13 protein-coding genes and 2 pseudogenes are annotated in these 16,006 nt (G+C 59.8%); 4 read left to right on the plus strand and 11 right to left on the minus strand.

Features of this window, described 5'->3' with window-relative positions:
• Positions 1 to 917 precede the first annotated feature (917 nt).
• From IV01_RS11015 to IV01_RS11005, 3 genes are all read left to right on the plus strand, one after another.
• On the plus strand, positions 918 to 2,501 hold the full coding sequence (locus IV01_RS11015) for an aldehyde dehydrogenase (NADP(+)) (RefSeq protein WP_032629134.1): 1,584 nt from the start codon (positions 918 to 920) through the stop codon (positions 2,499 to 2,501).
• Positions 2,502 to 2,623: 122 nt separating this feature from the next.
• Positions 2,624 to 3,367, plus strand: a complete 744-nt coding sequence (locus IV01_RS11010; RefSeq protein WP_050507663.1) for a FadR/GntR family transcriptional regulator — start codon at positions 2,624 to 2,626, stop codon at positions 3,365 to 3,367.
• Between the two features lie 251 nt (positions 3,368 to 3,618).
• Positions 3,619 to 3,924 (plus strand): DUF6482 family protein, encoded by a 306-nt coding sequence (locus IV01_RS11005; RefSeq protein ID WP_032629136.1) that lies wholly within the window; start codon positions 3,619 to 3,621, stop codon positions 3,922 to 3,924.
• Here IV01_RS11005 and IV01_RS11000 read toward each other — a convergent pair.
• Positions 3,913 to 4,176 (minus strand): DUF1652 domain-containing protein, encoded by a 264-nt coding sequence (locus IV01_RS11000; RefSeq protein WP_195758792.1) that lies wholly within the window; start codon positions 4,174 to 4,176, stop codon positions 3,913 to 3,915. The genes IV01_RS11005 and IV01_RS11000 overlap by 12 nt on opposite strands.
• 166 nt (positions 4,177 to 4,342) lie before the next feature.
• Entirely contained in the window at positions 4,343 to 5,833 is a 1,491-nt protein-coding gene (locus IV01_RS10995) for a helix-turn-helix transcriptional regulator (protein ID WP_032629137.1), read from the minus strand.
• A 246-nt stretch (positions 5,834 to 6,079) separates the two neighbouring features.
• Between IV01_RS10995 and IV01_RS10990 the strand changes: the two genes are divergently transcribed.
• The gene (locus IV01_RS10990; protein ID WP_032629139.1) at positions 6,080 to 7,330 is read left to right on the plus strand and encodes an MFS transporter; all 1,251 of its coding nucleotides are present in this window, start codon (positions 6,080 to 6,082) and stop codon (positions 7,328 to 7,330) included.
• Between the two features lie 12 nt (positions 7,331 to 7,342).
• Here the strand turns inward: IV01_RS10990 and IV01_RS10985 are convergent, their stop codons facing one another.
• The 9 genes and pseudogenes from IV01_RS10985 to IV01_RS10945 form a co-directional block, all read right to left on the minus strand.
• Entirely contained in the window at positions 7,343 to 8,389 is a 1,047-nt protein-coding gene (locus tag IV01_RS10985; RefSeq protein WP_032629140.1) for an AI-2E family transporter, read from the minus strand.
• Positions 8,390 to 8,500: 111 nt separating this feature from the next.
• A complete protein-coding gene (locus IV01_RS10980; RefSeq protein WP_080290324.1) occupies positions 8,501 to 9,259 on the minus strand; it encodes a DUF4892 domain-containing protein in 759 nt (252 codons plus the stop codon).
• 224 nt (positions 9,260 to 9,483) lie between these two features.
• Positions 9,484 to 10,338, minus strand: a complete 855-nt coding sequence (locus IV01_RS10975) for an alpha/beta fold hydrolase (RefSeq protein ID WP_032629141.1) — start codon at positions 10,336 to 10,338, stop codon at positions 9,484 to 9,486.
• Complete coding sequence (locus IV01_RS10970) at positions 10,335 to 11,132, minus strand: alpha/beta fold hydrolase (RefSeq protein WP_032629142.1); 798 nt, start codon at positions 11,130 to 11,132, stop codon at positions 10,335 to 10,337. Before IV01_RS10970 ends, IV01_RS10975 begins: the two co-directional genes overlap by 4 nt.
• Before the next feature lie 831 nt (positions 11,133 to 11,963).
• Positions 11,964 to 12,412: pseudogene (locus tag IV01_RS10960) on the minus strand (hotdog fold thioesterase).
• A gap of 66 nt (positions 12,413 to 12,478) precedes the next feature.
• Positions 12,479 to 13,738, minus strand: a pseudogene (locus IV01_RS0125160) (AMP-binding protein); the annotation flags it as partial.
• 225 nt (positions 13,739 to 13,963) lie between these two features.
• Positions 13,964 to 14,419 (minus strand): phosphohistidine phosphatase SixA, encoded by a 456-nt coding sequence (sixA, locus tag IV01_RS10955; RefSeq protein ID WP_032629147.1) that lies wholly within the window; start codon positions 14,417 to 14,419, stop codon positions 13,964 to 13,966.
• Positions 14,416 to 14,706 (minus strand): DUF4389 domain-containing protein, encoded by a 291-nt coding sequence (locus IV01_RS10950; RefSeq protein WP_229636129.1) that lies wholly within the window; start codon positions 14,704 to 14,706, stop codon positions 14,416 to 14,418. The genes sixA and IV01_RS10950 overlap by 4 nt, the downstream gene beginning before the upstream one ends.
• 78 nt (positions 14,707 to 14,784) lie before the next feature.
• Positions 14,785 to 15,810 (minus strand): NAD(P)H-dependent glycerol-3-phosphate dehydrogenase, encoded by a 1,026-nt coding sequence (locus IV01_RS10945; protein ID WP_032629150.1) that lies wholly within the window; start codon positions 15,808 to 15,810, stop codon positions 14,785 to 14,787.
• Positions 15,811 to 16,006 lie beyond the last annotated feature (196 nt).

Here is a 16,006-nt window from a genome sequence, read left to right on the forward strand (position 1 = left end):
GTCTGTTGGAGCGGTGCTTGCCCGCGAAGAACGATGACGCGGTGTGTCTGCCAGAGCGAGGCGCCTGATTCGCGGGCGAGCACCGCTCCCACAGGTACCGGGATCGTCTGTTTGAGCCGGGCTTGCCCGCGAAGAAAGATGACGCGGTCTATCTGTAATATCGAGGCCCCAGATTCGCGGGCAAGCCTCGCTCCAACGGGACCGGTGATCGTCTGTTGGAGCCGGGCTTGCTCGCGAAGAACGATGACGCGGTGTGTCTGCCAGAGCGAGATGCCTGATTTGCGGGCAAGCACCGCTCCAACGGAATCGGTGATCGCCTGTGGGAGTCAAGCTTGCCCGCGAAGAACGATGACGCGGTGTGTCTGCCAGAGCGAGATGCCTGATTTGCGGGCAAGCACCGCTCCAACGGAATCGGTGATCGCCTGTGGGAGTCAAGCTTGCCCGCGAAGAACGATGACGCGGTGTGTCTGCCAGAGCGAGATGCCTGATTTGCGGGCAAGCACTGCTCCCACAGGTACCGGGATCGTCTGTTGGAGCCGGGCTTGCCCGCGAAGAACGATGACGCGGTGTGTCTGCCAGAGCGAGGCGCCTGATTCGCGGGCAAGCCTCGCTCCAACGGGACCGGTGATCTTCTGTGGGAGCGGTGCTTGCCCGCGATAAACGATGACGCGGTGTGTGTGTGGGTGTGTGTGGGTGTGTGTGGTGAACCGGGGTTGCGGGTTCGCGAACAAGTTGAATGCCGCCCCACGACAGGTTCAGCAGTCCTACAGGCAGGTTGCGCAGTTCCGCTCATGGTTGTACGATGACTGTCAACATAGTTGAGTTTAATGACTCACTTCACCGTAAGCCAACGGTGGGCAGATCTCTAAGACAGGCAACAGCCTGATTAAACCCGCAAATAAAAACAGGAGACACAGATGCCTAATGTTCTCGGCCACAACTTCATTGCAGGCGCGCGCAGCGCCCTTGGCGAGCCGCAACACAAAAGTCTCGACGCCACCACTGGTGAAGCGCTGCCTTACAGCTTCTACCAGGCAACTGACGCGGAAATCGATGCAGCAGCCCTGGCTGCCAAAAGCGCATTTGCTGAATATCGCCAACTGAGCCCGGCCCGCCGTGCAGAATTCCTTGATGCAATCGCTGACGAGCTGGACCAGCTCGGTGACGATTTCGTCGCTATTGTTTGCCAGGAAACCGCCCTGCCGACCGCCCGTATTCAGGGCGAGCGTGGGCGTACCAGCGGCCAGATGCGTCTGTTCGCCAAAGTGCTGCGTCGCGGTGATTACCTGGGCGCGCGCATTGACCTGGCCTTGCCGGATCGCAAGCCAATGCCTCGCGTCGACTTGCGTCAGTACCGCATCGGCGTAGGCCCGGTTGCCGTTTTCGGCGCCAGCAACTTCCCGCTGGCGTTCTCCACTGCAGGTGGTGATACCGCAGCAGCATTGGCTGCTGGTTGCCCGGTAGTGTTCAAGGCACACAGCGGTCACATGGCGACTGCCGATCTGGTAGGCACCGCGATCATCCGTGCAGCAGAAAAAACCAACATGCCTAAGGGCGTGTTCAACATGATCTTCGGCAGCGGTGTCGGCGAAGGCCTGGTCAAGCACCCGGCGATCCAGGCCGTTGGCTTCACTGGCTCGCTGAGCGGTGGCGATGCGCTGTGCAAGATGGCAGCCGAGCGTCCTCAGCCAATCCCGGTGTTTGCAGAAATGTCGAGCATCAACCCGGTCGTCCTGCTGCCTGATGCTCTGGCAACTCGCGGCGAGACCGTGGCCAAGGATCTCGCGGCTTCCGTGGTGATGGGCGCTGGCCAGTTCTGCACCAACCCAGGCGTAGTGATCGGCATCAGCTCGCCGACGTTCACCAAGTTCCTTGAGCAACTTCAGGAGCACATGGGCGGCCAGGCACCCCAGACCATGCTCAATGCGGGCGGTCTGCGCAGCTACAGCAAAGGCGTTGAGCACTTGCTGTCGCACCCGGGCGTAACTCATCTGGCGGGCAAACCGCAAGAAGGCAAGCAGGCTCAGGCTCAGCTGTTCAAGGCTGACGTGAGCTTGCTGATCAATGGCGATCCGCTGTTGCAGGAAGAAGTTTTCGGCCCGACTACTCTGGTAATCGAAGTCGCTGACGACGCGCAATTGAAAAGCGCCTTGCAAGCCCTGCGCGGCCAGTTGACTGCCACCTTGATTGGCGAGCAGAGCGACCTGCAGAAGTACCAATGGCTGGTGCCGGTGCTGGAAGAGAAAGTCGGCCGCATCCTGGTCAACGGTTACCCGACCGGTGTTGAAGTCTGCGAAGCCATGGTTCACGGCGGTCCATACCCGGCGACCTCCGACGCACGCGGCACTTCGGTGGGCACCCTGGCCATCGACCGCTTCCTGCGCCCGGTCTGCTACCAGAACTACCCGGATGCGCTGTTGCCGCAAGCGCTGCAAAACGCTAACCCACTGGGCTTGAAGCGCCTGGTGAACAGCGAGTGGAGCGATCAGCCAATCGCTTGAAACTGAGTCTGCTCAGCTAAAACGGCGCGGCCCAAAAGCCGCGCCGTTTTTGTTGGACCCCGGCTTGGAATGCATGATTGCCGGCGGCTGGAAGCCCGGCGTTGTTTATCAGGTGGAAAGCCATGAATCCCACCCCTGTTTTGAACGCAGAACCCGAATCCTCTGTCCGGCGCCCGCGTAATCTCGCCCTGGCGCTGGCCAATATCCTGACCAACATTATTGCCGATGGGCAGCTCAAGGTCGGTGACAAACTGCCTGCGGAAAAACACATCACCCAGGAACACGGCGTCAGCCGCACAGTGGTACGTGAGGCCATTTCACAGCTGCAATCCCACGGCCTGGTGGAAACCCACCACGGTATCGGTACATTCGTCGTCAGGCAACGCGCTGATCCCGTCGACCCACGAGCAGACCGCACGCTGAGCGATGTGTTAGCGGTGATTGAACTGCGCATCGGCATTGAAGTGGACTCGGCAGGTCTTGCTGCGATGCGCCGCAGCGAAGACCAATTGCTTCGCATGCAGCAGGCGCTTGCCGTGCTGGATGATCCGGCGTCCAGTCGTGATGACGCCGCAGCCGCTGATTATGAATTCCACCAGCAAATCGCTCTGGCGACCGACAACCGCTACTTTGCCGACATCACCGAACACCTTGGCATGACCCTGATCCCGCGTACGCGCCTGAATTCCGCGGCGCTGGCTCACATTGCCGTGGAGGACTACAGCATCCAGTTGCGCCAGGAACACCGTGACATCTACGCAACCATCGCCGATCGTGACGCCGACGGTGCCAAAGCCGCCATGCGTCGCCACTTGAACAATATCCGCGAACGGTTGCGCCTGGCGTATCAGCGGCGTGGGCGTTAATCGGAATTTACTGCAACACCGCGACATACCCTGAATCAACGCAGAACCTGTAGGAGCCGCCGGAGGTTACGACAGCCGCGAAGGCGGGCTGTCAGGCAAACCGCGATTCGCAGCCTGCGGCAGCTCCTGCAGGGACAGTGGTAGCCAGTCACCCATCGCCTGGCCTTTCACAACATTGAACTCGCGCCCCCAGCCCCTCTCGAAAACAGACAGGCAGGCCATCGCCCGCCACACATTCGGAAGGTGCAGTCATGGAGTTGAGTAAATTGGCCAGTCACGTGAAGGCGGGTGATGTCGAAGAAATCGATCTGGTGGCGATGGAGGGCGGTTCGTTCGTGATGCACGTGCTGGTTGCAGGCAAGTCCCAGCGAGTCATCAACGCCAAAGGTGGAACGTTACATGTCGCATCCATTGAGGAAGCGCGCAAAAATCTGGCTGGTGTACCGGAAGTCCCACTCTTTCTGGTCCAGCCTGCGGTACATGAAGAAATGGTCGGGCTGGACGACACGGACAAACAACCCAGCCGCGAACCTATCCCCTTCCGTTCAAGCCTGTGACGAGGGTTGCAACTCGGGACGGTTGACGCTGACGGTCGCCAGCTCATCGCGTAACTCTTCGACGAGGACAGCAACGTCCTCAACCGTTTTGACCTTGGACAAGGCGATGCCAGTGACCATCAAGTCTACTCGTCCCGTCGTGTCATCAAAGATACGCACAGTCAACGAGCCGTCGGCGCAAACGACACATTCACAAGCCAACGGTTTGAAGCTGTTTTCCACCATTTGGCGGACATGCACCAGCCAGCTCACTAGCACCTTCCTTTTGATCTGTCGTATTGAAGTTCGGCACCGACCCCTTTGAAGAGCTCAGGAACGGTCCGGAAAATTGGACCGTCAGGTTAGTAACTTCATGGTAGGCAGGACAGATCAATTTGCACTGGTTCAACTGGTGCATTTGCACTCGAAACGCGTCGTACTAGCTTTTTCCACGCCTGTCAGTGGTAAACAACGCACGTTCGCGCGCCCACACAATTGCCTCCGCCCGGCTGTGCAGGCCTAGCTTGGAATACATGGTGGCGACGTGATTGCGCACGGTATTGGGGGCCAGTTTTAGTCGAGCGGCGATTTCCTTGTCAGCCAGGCCTTCGCAGATCAAGCCGAGCACATCCCTCTCCCGAGCCGTCAGATCGGTCAAGGAAAGACCGGGCAGTTCCGCGGTTTTGACTTTCTTAACATTGGCCAGTTTTTCGATCAGGCTGCGGGTAAACCACGACGCGTCCTGCATGACCTCCTCGATAGCATCCACCAGCTCAAGCTCGGATCGCTTGCGCTCGGAAATATCCATCAGCACTAGCAGATAACAGGAAACATCCTGGATGCTTACCGTGTCGGCAGAAATCGCGCCGTCGATCAATTCATCACCGCGCTTGCGCACCTTGACTTCCATGGACTCCAGATGGCCGGTTCTGCGTAACCGGTCAAAGAGTTGCGCGCAATTGTGCGCACCGTCGATGAAGCCGATCTCATCCACGGATCGACCGGTCAGCTCTTGGGCGGTATAGCCAGTTGCATTGACGAATGCTTCATTGACTTCCACCACATGCCGCGACTCGGCGTTGCACACCAACGTGGGTACGGGGGTCAGGCGGAAGGCCTTCGCAAAGCGCTCTTCACTTTGACGCAACGCCGCCTCGACCTTGCGCCGGGGCTCCATGTCCATGAAGGAAAACAACATGCAGTCTGCGTCGTCGACGTCCAGTGGCTGGCCCGCGACGATCACCAGCTTGCTGCCACCGTCGGGCAACTTCAGCTCAGCCTGCATCTGAGGAATGGTTCCGCCATCGTTGAGGCGCTCGATGGCCAGTTCCTTGCGATCGGCATTTTCCAGCACGTCTACTTCATAGACGGAGCGGCCAATCACCTGTTCCCGGCTGTAGCCGGTCATCTCCAGGAAGCCCTGATTGACCTTGATGTAACGCAGGTCACTCAGACGGCAGATCACCGCCGGTGCCGGGTTGGCTGCGAATGCGCGCTCGAAGCGCTGCTGGGCACTGGCCCATTCCGTGGCGTCGCTCATGATCAGCACCAGCAATTGCGGCTCGCCGCCGCTGTCATCAAGGATCAGGCTGCGAACGCGGTGAACCCAGCAGGTTTCGTCATCCTTGGCAGGCCGGACTTCCACCACCAGATCACTAAATGTCTCCCCGGCGGCCACCCGGCTGATGGGATAGTTTTCGGGCGCGAGGACGTGATTGTTGCGATACCGCAAACTGAAACGCGAGGCGTACTCCTTCGCATTGCGTCCCAACTGCCTGACGCTCTTGACCCCGTGCATGGTGAGCGCGGCCTCGTTGGCCCAAAGGATGCTTTGATCCAGCTCGATCAGTATCACCCCATCCGACAGGCCGGCGATGATCTCCTGCAACTGTCGACGATTGGTTTCGTTTTCAAGAACTGCGCGACTCATTCTCTCTCCGTTTACCTGGCCAAGAGCGCTCTGGTGCTCGTCAGAATATTGCTCAACGCCGTTTGGACAGTCGGGTTGTGCGTTGAATTCCAACGAATTTACCAGGCTCGCAAATCTTCTCCCTGGCTAGGCGCCGCAACGTGCTGATTTCTCGTGCAGTCGGCATCAAACCTTTCACTCGGCCAGCGCTCAAACGCTCCGGTGACCCAGTCGTTGTTCCCAGCAGCCTGAATTCGAGAAGCCCATTTGGACGCCCATACCCAACGCCGTAATACTCGCTCACTCGACGGGCTAAATTTTTTCCTGGCTGATGTTCGCGACGGACTAGGGCCGTATCTCGCGATTTATCTGCTGGCCGTGCATCACTGGGATCCAGCCAGCATCGGCATCGTCATGACCGTCGCGGCGCTGGCTGGTTTGGTGACACAGGGACCGGCCGGGGCGTTGATCGATCGCACGCATTACAAACGGGCGGTGATTGCCTTGGCGGCGCTGCTGGTGACGGCCAGTTGTCTGGTACTGCCCTTTACATCGTCATTGAGTCTGATTGCAATCACCCAGGCCGTGAGCGGCGTGGCGGCGTCGGTTTTCGCGCCGGCCATCGCGGCCATTTCCCTGGGTATCACCGGCCCTAAAGCATTTACCCGGCGTACCGGACGCAACGAAACGTTCAACCATGCCGGGAATGCCTGCGCCGCCCTGCTCGCCGGCGGCTTTGCCTACCTGTTCGGGCCCATCGCGGTGTTCTACCTGATGGCGGCGATGGCACTGGCCAGCGTGGTTGCCGTCAGCTGCGTGTCGGCGGCAGCCATCGATCATGACGTCGCTCGCGGCCTGGATGCCGGGCATGCACCGCACGCCAACTCACCGTCGGGCCTCAAGGTTTTGATGGGCAACAAGACCCTTCTGCTGTTTGCCGCCTGTTGCGCCCTCTTTCACCTGGCCAATGCCGCGATGCTGCCTCTGGTCAGCCAGAAGCTGGCTCAGGTCAATCTGCAACTGGCAACGCCGCTGACCTCTGCCTGCATCGTCGCAGCCCAGTTGGTGATGGTGCCCGTTGCGTTGCTGGTGGGTGCCAAGGCTGACGTTTGGGGACGCAAGCCGTTGCTGCTTGCGGGCTTTCTGATCCTGCCCATCCGCGGCGTGCTGTATGTCCTGTCGGACAACCCCTGGTGGCTAGTGGGCGTGCAGTTGCTCGACGGCATCGGCGCAGGCTTGTTCGGGGCGTTGTTTCCACTGGTGGTCAAGGACCTGACCCAGGGTACCGGACGATTTAACGTCAGCCTCGGGGTGATCTCGACGATCTTCGGCCTCGGCGCGGCCTTGAGTAACAGCCTGGCGGGACTGGTGGTGCAGAGTGCGGGTTACAACGCCGCCTTTCTGACCCTTGCCGGTGTCGCAACCGCTGCCTTGCTGCTACTGCTGGCGATGCCGGAAACCCTGCTGGTTCAACAGCGGCCGGGGGAAGTCACAGACACGCCTGTCCCGGCCGCTTGAGTGGCGGGCTTGTCAGCTGCGGGTCGAGCGTTCACTGCGCACCCAGTCGGTCAACAGGCTGTAGGCCACGGCCAGCAGCGTCGGACCAATGAACAAGCCGATAAAGCCGAATGCCAGCAGGCCACCGAAAACCCCCAGTAGCACGATCACCAACGGCAGATTGCCGCCGCGACTGATCAGGTACGGCTTGAGTACGTTGTCTACACCACTGATTACAAAAGTGCCCCAGATGCCAAGGAAAATCGCCATGCCATAATCGCCATTCCACACCAGCCAGGCAGTAGCGGGGATCCAGATAAGGGGTGGCCCCATGGGAATCAGGCTGAACATGAAAGTCAGAATACCCAGCACCAGCGCGCCCGGCACTCCGGCAATCAGGAAGCCGATCAAGGCCAGCACAGCCTGAGCCGCCGCCGTCCCGATCACGCCGTTGACCACGCGCTGCACGGTGCCCGCCACCAGATCCAGATAATACTGGGCTTTCTCGCCAATCAGACGCTCCAGCAAGCTCAGCACAAAGGCCGCCAGCCGTGGACCATCGCGGTAGAAAAAGAACGCAAATACCAGGCTCAGGGTCAGTTCGAGAATACCGCCGCCGATCTGCGCGCTGCGCGCCAACAAAAAGTTACCCACCTGGCCCAGATATGGCTTGATGTTAGCCATCAGGGCCGCGCCCTGCTGGTCAATGCTGGTCCAGAAACCCACCAGCCGCTCGCCTACCAAGGGAATGCCCGCCAGCCAAGAGGGAGGATCAGGCAAACCGTCGACTTGTACGTCCTTAATGAACAGCGTGACATCGCGCACATGGTCGGCCAGGTTAAACCCCAGCCACACCAGCGGTGCGGCGACCAGCACCATCCAGCCTAGAGTCAGCACCAGCGCCGCCAGAGACTCGCGGCCTTTGAACCAGCGGGTCAGCAAGCGCATCAGCGGCCAACTGGCAAAGGCCAGCACCGCGCCCCAGAACAACGCCGACCAGAACGGCGCCATCACCCAGACACAAGCACCGAGCAGCGCCAGGAGCAGAATCTGCACCAACAGGCGATCGTTATTGAACATGGTCTATCCAGTAGTAAGCAGCCCAGGAGTCGGGCTCAGAAGCGAAGCATAACGGCGAACGAGGTTAACGTCGTGTTCGCCGTGTTTTATGTGCAGATAAGAGGCGGCTAATTATCGAATGACTTCGATCAGCAAACCCGAGCTGTCGGCGCTACCCGCCTCCAGCCGCGCCGCACGCACACCCTTGGCAATCAGCGCTTCACGCCAGGCTTCGCGGTCCGGCCCCGAGACCGTCGCGCGCAGGCTGCTGTCCAGATTCAGGCCGCGAGACAACAAGGTCACCCACTCGGCGGGTGGTGTACCCTTCAATCGTGGCAATGCCAGTTTGCCGGTGCTTTTCAACTGGCGAACCAGCGTGGCAGAGGTCGGCATCAATTCCCCCAACGGAGTGGCCGCCTCGAACTGCTCGACATGCAAGTAGGCCCGGCGGTTGCCTCGGGTGATGCCGTACAGCGCTACCAGCGTGTCGCTTTTCGGTTCCGCTAGACGCAACAGCAAATAGGCTTGTTGCTCGTCGGCGCCATACAGCTTGGCATTGCCGAACACTTCGTTGGCCCACAGACTGCTTTCGCCGCAATCCCGTGCCTGACACCAGAACAACAATTCGGCGCCCTGTGCCTGTAACGCTTCCCGAGCCGCAGTAAACGCCTCAGCTGAAGTCCGTTCGGACGGCAACTGGTAAGTTACGCCGGTGACAGTGCCCCGTGCGCTGACCTGCCCGTCAAAACGCAGTTGGCCGCTGATCTTGCGAACCGAACCCATGGGGTAGATACGCTCCAGCTCGGAGGCAGGCCGATAATCGACGATCTCGGCATCGGTGAGCCTCGGTACGATTTGCAGATCGCTACTGCCATCCACATCAGCCGCCATCACCGCAGTGCTCAGCAGGGAGACGCACAGTGTCGCCGTGAGCGCGCGAGTGAAACGGCGAGGCGTGCTGATAGCAGCGCATTCTTCAGAATGAGGGGCTTGGGCATGCAAGGCGGTCATTTGAACAAGATCGGCAGGTTGCCGACCAGGTAGTACCGGGGTTAGGTCCGTCATGATTGATTCCTGTTTCAACCCGCCCAGCCTCGGCAGTTGACTGCCGCAAGTCAAGGCATGGCGAAGAAGCGATTGAAACAGTCTGCAACAGCCCACGCCCCCGTTTCATCATCCAGATGCAGATGATGGCTACCTGACAGGCTTGTGACGGCAAAAGGCAGGCTCGACAGCAGTGTCTGGTTCTGCGCCAGCAAGCCTTGGGAAGCTACTACCAAATGTGTCGGACAACCAATCGCGGCGACGAATGCCATCGCCTGAGCCTGACTGATGCGGATTGCCGAAGGCAAAGTCAGGCGGTTGTCACTGCGCCACGTGTAACCGCCGGGTACTGGCATCAAGCCACGCTGTGCGAGAAATTCGGCCGCTTCACGCGTCACCGCCACCGCGCCCTTCATGCGCGCTTCAACGGCCTGGTCTTGATCGGCATAAACCGGTTTGCGTTTGCCGCTCAACCGCAGCTGCGCCAGTAAGGACCTGCCCAGTTGCTCCGGTGCGTTGTCGGCCTGGCCGGTGGGCGGAATCAGCCCATCGATCAGCGCCAGCCGCTCGACACGCTGCGGCAAAGCCCCGGCCAGAAACACCGAAATGATTGCGCCCAGCGAGTGCCCCAGCAGCGAAAATCGCTCCCAGCCCAGCTGTTCTGCTACCTGCAGCACATCATGGACATATTCAGGCAGCGTATACGCAGCCCCTGCCGGACGATGGTTCGAATGACCATGACCCGCCAGATCCAGGGCCACAATACGCAAGCCCTCCAGTTTCGGCGCCAGGCGGGCGAAGCTGTTGGCGTTGTCGAGCCAGCCGTGCAAGGCGATCACCGGTTGGCCGTCTTCAGGGCCGAACAGATGCGCGGCCAACTCGATATGCGGCAGGCTCAGGCGCACTTCCTCGACCGCATGGGTCATGGCCTGACACCCTCGGACCAGCGCCCCAACAAGGTTTTCAGCAGCAACGCCGTGGCATCCGGCTGTTCAAGGGGGAACATGTGTCCACCGGGCACTGAAAGGTATTCGCCTCGGGGCATGCGCCGCACCGAACGTGCATGGTGAGGCATCACCACCCGGCTTTGCTCACCGCGCACTACCGCCAACGGCACCTTGAGCAGGCGAGAGCTGCCGGGGCTGGTGTGGGGAACGCTACGGTAGATGCTGATCTCGGTCGCTGGATCGAAACGCAGGCGCAGCTGTTCGCCGTCGGCTTGCAGACCGTGCTGTAAATAAGCATCGAAGCATTCGGGATCGAAACGACGAAACAAGGTCTTATCGGCGAAATAAACTCGCGCGCAATCCAGATCGGCAAACGCCTCGCGCCGCCCGAGGGTGCGACCGGCCGGGGTAATCCGGTCAATGAAGCCAAAGCGTTTGGCGGCGCGGATCATCCACTGATCAGCAAGGGTCAGGACCGGCGAATCGAGCATCACCACACCGCGATACAACTCAGGGCAGCGCAACGCTGCATGGAAATGCAGCACACCGCCCAGAGAATGGCCCACGCCCCAGACCGGGCCGTCTTGCTCGCGCAAATGATGAATCAGCTCGTCCACCAGGTTCAGCCAGTTGTCGTCCACCGGGAAACGCGGATCATGGGCATGCTGCTCTAGATGACTCACGACATAATCCGGCGCCAGGGCCGTGAATAACTTGCCGTAAGTGGCCGACGGAAAACCGTTGGCGTGAGCGAAGAACACCTGTTGCGACATGCCGAAGACCCAATAAGCAAACCAGTGGCGATTGTGCGCACCGACTGGCTATCCGGCAATGACTGTAAGTGCCATCGAGCATGACACTCTGGTCATTTGTTGTGAGCCCTGCACAAACCTGTGGGAGCCGGGCTTGCCCGCGAATCAGACGCCTCGGTCTGCCTGATACACCGCGTTATCGTTCATCGCGAGCAAGGTGGAGCGCCACCCCGGTCGATCCTACAGAGATCTCGGTCGTCCGTTGGAGCCGGGCTTGCCCTCGAACCAGGCGACGCGGATTACCAGACATACCGCGTTTACGTTCATCGCGGGCAAGCGCGCTCCTACAGACGAGCGCCGAAACCTGTGGGAGCGGTGCTTGCCCGCGATTTGGGCGACTCGGTTCTTCAGACAAACCGCGTTATCGTTCATCACGAGCAAGCTCGGCTCCTACAGGTTCGGCGTTCTTGCGTTGGGGCGAGTGGGCGGCAGGCACAAGCAGGTCGGCTGTCAGGCCGCCTCGCGCGCTTTTGATCTTCAGCGCCCCGTCAAAACACGCTGGCCGGGAGCCGATATTGATTCGGCGGGCAAACCGGCATGGATGCCGGTTTAGCCGCGCTGGGCCAGGGATGGCCCTTCGCGCCGGCCTCCCGAATCAATGTCGGATTACGGGCATGCCGAGCCTCGGCGAGGGACCGAGTGGTGGGGCAAGAGCCTTTTGCTGGGCCGGCATTCCGGCTCCTTTCAAAAGTGAGGCGCCGTAAGGGCGCAACCCTAAGGAGCCGTTACCGCAGAAACGGATATACACACTAATCTGAATCCGAAGATAGTCATTTCAGCAGAAGAGAAGTATCACCTCACCGAGCCGGCGGTTCCTGCCCCAATGGCACAATCGCCACCGTCAGCCGCGAAATGCAACTGGCTTTCCCCTCGTCGCTGGTCAGGCGAATGTCCCATACATGAGTGGTACGCCCGATATGCACCGGGTGCGCTACCGCCGTCACCCGACCACTGCGCAAGCCGCGCAAGTGGTTGGCGTTGACCTCGATGCCGACGCAAAAAAACTTGCTGGTATCAATGCACAGATAACTGGCCGAAGAACCCACAGACTCGGCCAGCACTACCGAGGCCCCGCCATGCAACAAACCATAAGGCTGATGAGTACGATGATCGACCACCATGCTGGCAGTGAGCGAATCCTCGGTAAAAGCCTCGAAGCGGATGTCGAGCAGTTCGAGGATGGTGTTCTTACTATTGGCGTTAAGCTGTTCCAGATTGGGCGTTGCGTACCACAGGCTCATTTTCAGTCCTTGTCATGAAGCGCTCACTGGCTGAGCGCTGGAAATACGTTGACTCATTCTTGCCACGGTAATGCGTAGCTGACCGTCGGCATCCTGTTCCCCTTTGTCCCCGGTGCGTAAAAAGCCGTCGGAGGTGATCGCTTCTGCTGTTTTCAACGGTTCCTTGAAATAGCCGAGCATAGTCGCCCCGCTGCGCACCTGCACTTCCCCGTCCTCGGCAATGCGCACCTCAACCTGCGGACAAGGCTGACCAATCCTGCCACGTTTATGCCGCCCCGGACGACCGGCATGAGAATAGCCGCAGCTTTCAGTCATGCCATAAACTTCCAGCACTTCCAGGCCAAGCCGCCGATACCAGGTCAACAAGGATTCCGGTGCCGGGGCTGCGCCGATCAATGCAACCTTCAACGCATCGATGCCAAGCCAGCGTAGCAACTTGCGCCGGATATATTGGCCAACCAGCGGCAGCCTCAACAGAAAGTCCAGGCGCGCCGGTGGCACCTTGCTGTGAGCCCCAGCCTGTAATCCCGTCCAGACCCGTGGCAGACCAAATAACGCTGTGGGGCGTGCGCGCTTGAGATCATCAAGGAACGTTTCCCGGCCCTGGGCAAAAAACACGCTTTGTCCACAATAGATCGAACCCATCTCGACAAACATGCGCTCGGCGACATGACACAGTGGCAAGTAAGAAAACAGCCGGTCCTTTTCGCCGAGACCAAACAAACGGCTGCCGTGGGTGGCGGCGAATCCCAATGCGCCGAAGCTGTGCATCACGCCTTTGGGTGTTCCGGTAGTGCCAGAGGTGTAGACGATGGTCGCCAACTGATCTCGCTGACCGCAGGGGTTGTCCTGGATCGGCGTCCAGGCCTGCAAGTCCCCCCAACGGAAGTCGAATTGCCAGTCGGCTTGGCAACCGGGTAGACCGATGGTGGGTATGCCAACTCGAACGACGCGACTCATGGCTGGCCAGTCATCGACCTTGCCAACGAATACCAGCGCAGCCTCGGAGTGCTCCAGAATCCGCGCTGCGGACTCGGCACTGAGATTTGCACACACGGGCACAGAAACATGGCCAGCCATCCAGATCGCCAGATCAGCAATGATCCAGTGCGCACAGTTTCTGGAAATGATCGCGACGCTGCTGCCCTGTCGCAGTCCGCAACGCCGCAACCAGTGCGCCGCGCGGCGCGCCTGATCCGCAACATCAGCCCAACTCAACGACAACACCTTCCCGCCTGCCACTGGCTGGAGCATGTAGCACTTGTCTGGGTGACGAGCCTCACGGTCATAGAAGCGGCTCAAAGGTAACGCTACGGCGATAGTCATTGCGACTCACTCCTTTTTGTTTTTATAGGAGCAAGCGTAGTTCGGGCAGGCAGTGGCCTGGCTGCCGGTTATCTGAAAGGGGTGGCGAGTCGATCCCAGCAGGAGCTCACGAGCACCGCGAGGCAGCGATTGCGTTGTCTGAAAAACCGCCATCGCGGCCTCGCGGTGCTCGTGCGCGCCTACAGAAAAGCATTCCAGGCAGTTATTTCGTCTGTGAAATGGATTTCAAACGTGCCGCACGCTCAACAGATCCATCCCGCCCGCCAGCGGTAGCTCGGCCTCAAGCTCCGCGAGGCTGGCGGTGCTCATGGATTGGGGTTGCTGGTAATTACCGTGCAAGGCCAAGCCGATCAAAGCACCTACCAGAGGCTGATGGCTGACCAGCAGAATGTCCTCGCCTGCGTATGAGTCCAGCCGGGCCAGGACCTGCTTCGGATCGCTGTCCGGGGTCAGCCAGGACACAGTCGCAACCTGTTCGCTGAAACCCAGGGTCTGACGTACCAGATCTGCGGTCTGCCGCGCACGTACATACGGACTGGCAATGATGCGGGTCAAAGGCTTGCCCAGCAAATGCGCGGCACTTTGCAGTACCTCGTCGCGACCACGGGAGGTCAACTCGCGCTCGGCATCGCTGCGGGCATGGGCCTGGGCCTCCCCGTGCCGCAGGATCCAGACTTTCATAGCTTCGGTTCTTCGTCGCGCACCGGATGGGCAGCAGGCGGAACGCTGTGCGCTGCTTCGCCATCAGGTGCGCGGGGCGTTGGCCAGTCGGCAAACGGCCAAGGCTTGTGATCGGTATGGAAAGTGCCGAAGCGACCAATCTGCGCGAGATATTGGCTCAGGCTGTCGCCGAAGTTCATCAGGCTGGCACTGGGTGCACCGTAGATCAGGCGATAACCCAATTGCACCAGCACCACACCGGCGAGCACCAACTCAGCCAGTTGCCAGACCACTACAAACAACAGCATCCAGAGGATGCGCAGCAAAATGGATTCGTTCTGCTTGAATTTCGACTCGCTCAAGACCTTCTCCCTGCTTGATGTGATTCAGTTGAAGTCCGTGGTGGAAATGAAATCGACGTCCGTCTTCGGCTCGGCGCGCATCAACTGCCCGATCACCTGCTCAAGGGTACGACCCTCGAAAAGAATTGCATGCAGACCCGCGACCAGCGGCATGTAGACCTGCAGTTCCTGGGCCTTGACCTTGAGCACTTTGAGGGTATTGACCCCCTCCGCCACTTCGCCCAGCCGATTGACGGCTTCTTCCAGACTCAATCCCTGACCCAAGGCAAAACCCACCTGATAATTGCGGCTCTTGGGTGATGAACAGGTGACGATCAAGTCCCCGACCCCGGCCAGACCGAGAAAGGTCATGGGGTTGGCGCCCTGGCTCACCGCAAAGCGGGTCATTTCCGCCAATGCGCGGGTGATCAGCATACTTTTGGTGTTCTCCCCCATGCCCAGCGCTACCGCCATACCGGCAATAATGGCGTAGACGTTTTTCAGTGCCCCGCCCAGCTCGACACCAAAACGATCGGCACTGGCGTAGACCCGGAATGTCTTGCCATGCAGCACTTCCTGGACCCGCTGGCACAACTCCTCATCTTCACTGGCAACCACTGTAGCGGTCAGCGCATGCTCGGCGATTTCCCGGGCAAGGTTGGGACCTGACAGTACGCCAATACGTGCCTGGGGGGCGATCTCTTCGAGGATCTGACTCATCAACTTGAATGTATCAGCCTCAATGCCTTTGGTCAGGCTGACCAACATCTTGCCGGACAAGCGCGGCACATGAGGCGCCAGTACATTGCGCAGGGCACTGGACGGCAAGGCCACGAAGACCAGCGAGCAGGCTTCAAGGGTCGCAGTCAGGTCAGTCACTGGCTCCACTTGCGGCAGTACTTTGATGCCCTTGAGGTAACGGGGGTTTTCCCGGTTGACCCGGATAGCCTCGGCCTGCGCAGCGTCGCGCATCCACAGGCGCACTGAATGGCCGTTTTCCGCCAGCAGATTCGCCACGGCGGTACCGAAGCTGCCGCCACCAAGAACCGCAACAGGCTGCTGTGTGGTCATAAAAAAATCCATCTGGAGCCATCTGATCTGGCGATGCCGCATTATACGGAGCATGGCGGCGGCGGCCAGTGACAAACCGCGTGTGAAAACGGCTTGTTCACCCTCAGACCCGTGCCGTGGGCCGGTAGGCTGCCCGCCAGTAACATGGAAATAAGCTGCGTGTCGGTTAACATGCACCACCTCCGCATGAACTATC

Source organism: Pseudomonas syringae (assembly GCF_000737245.1).
GTDB lineage: Bacteria > Pseudomonadota > Gammaproteobacteria > Pseudomonadales > Pseudomonadaceae > Aquipseudomonas > Aquipseudomonas syringae_J.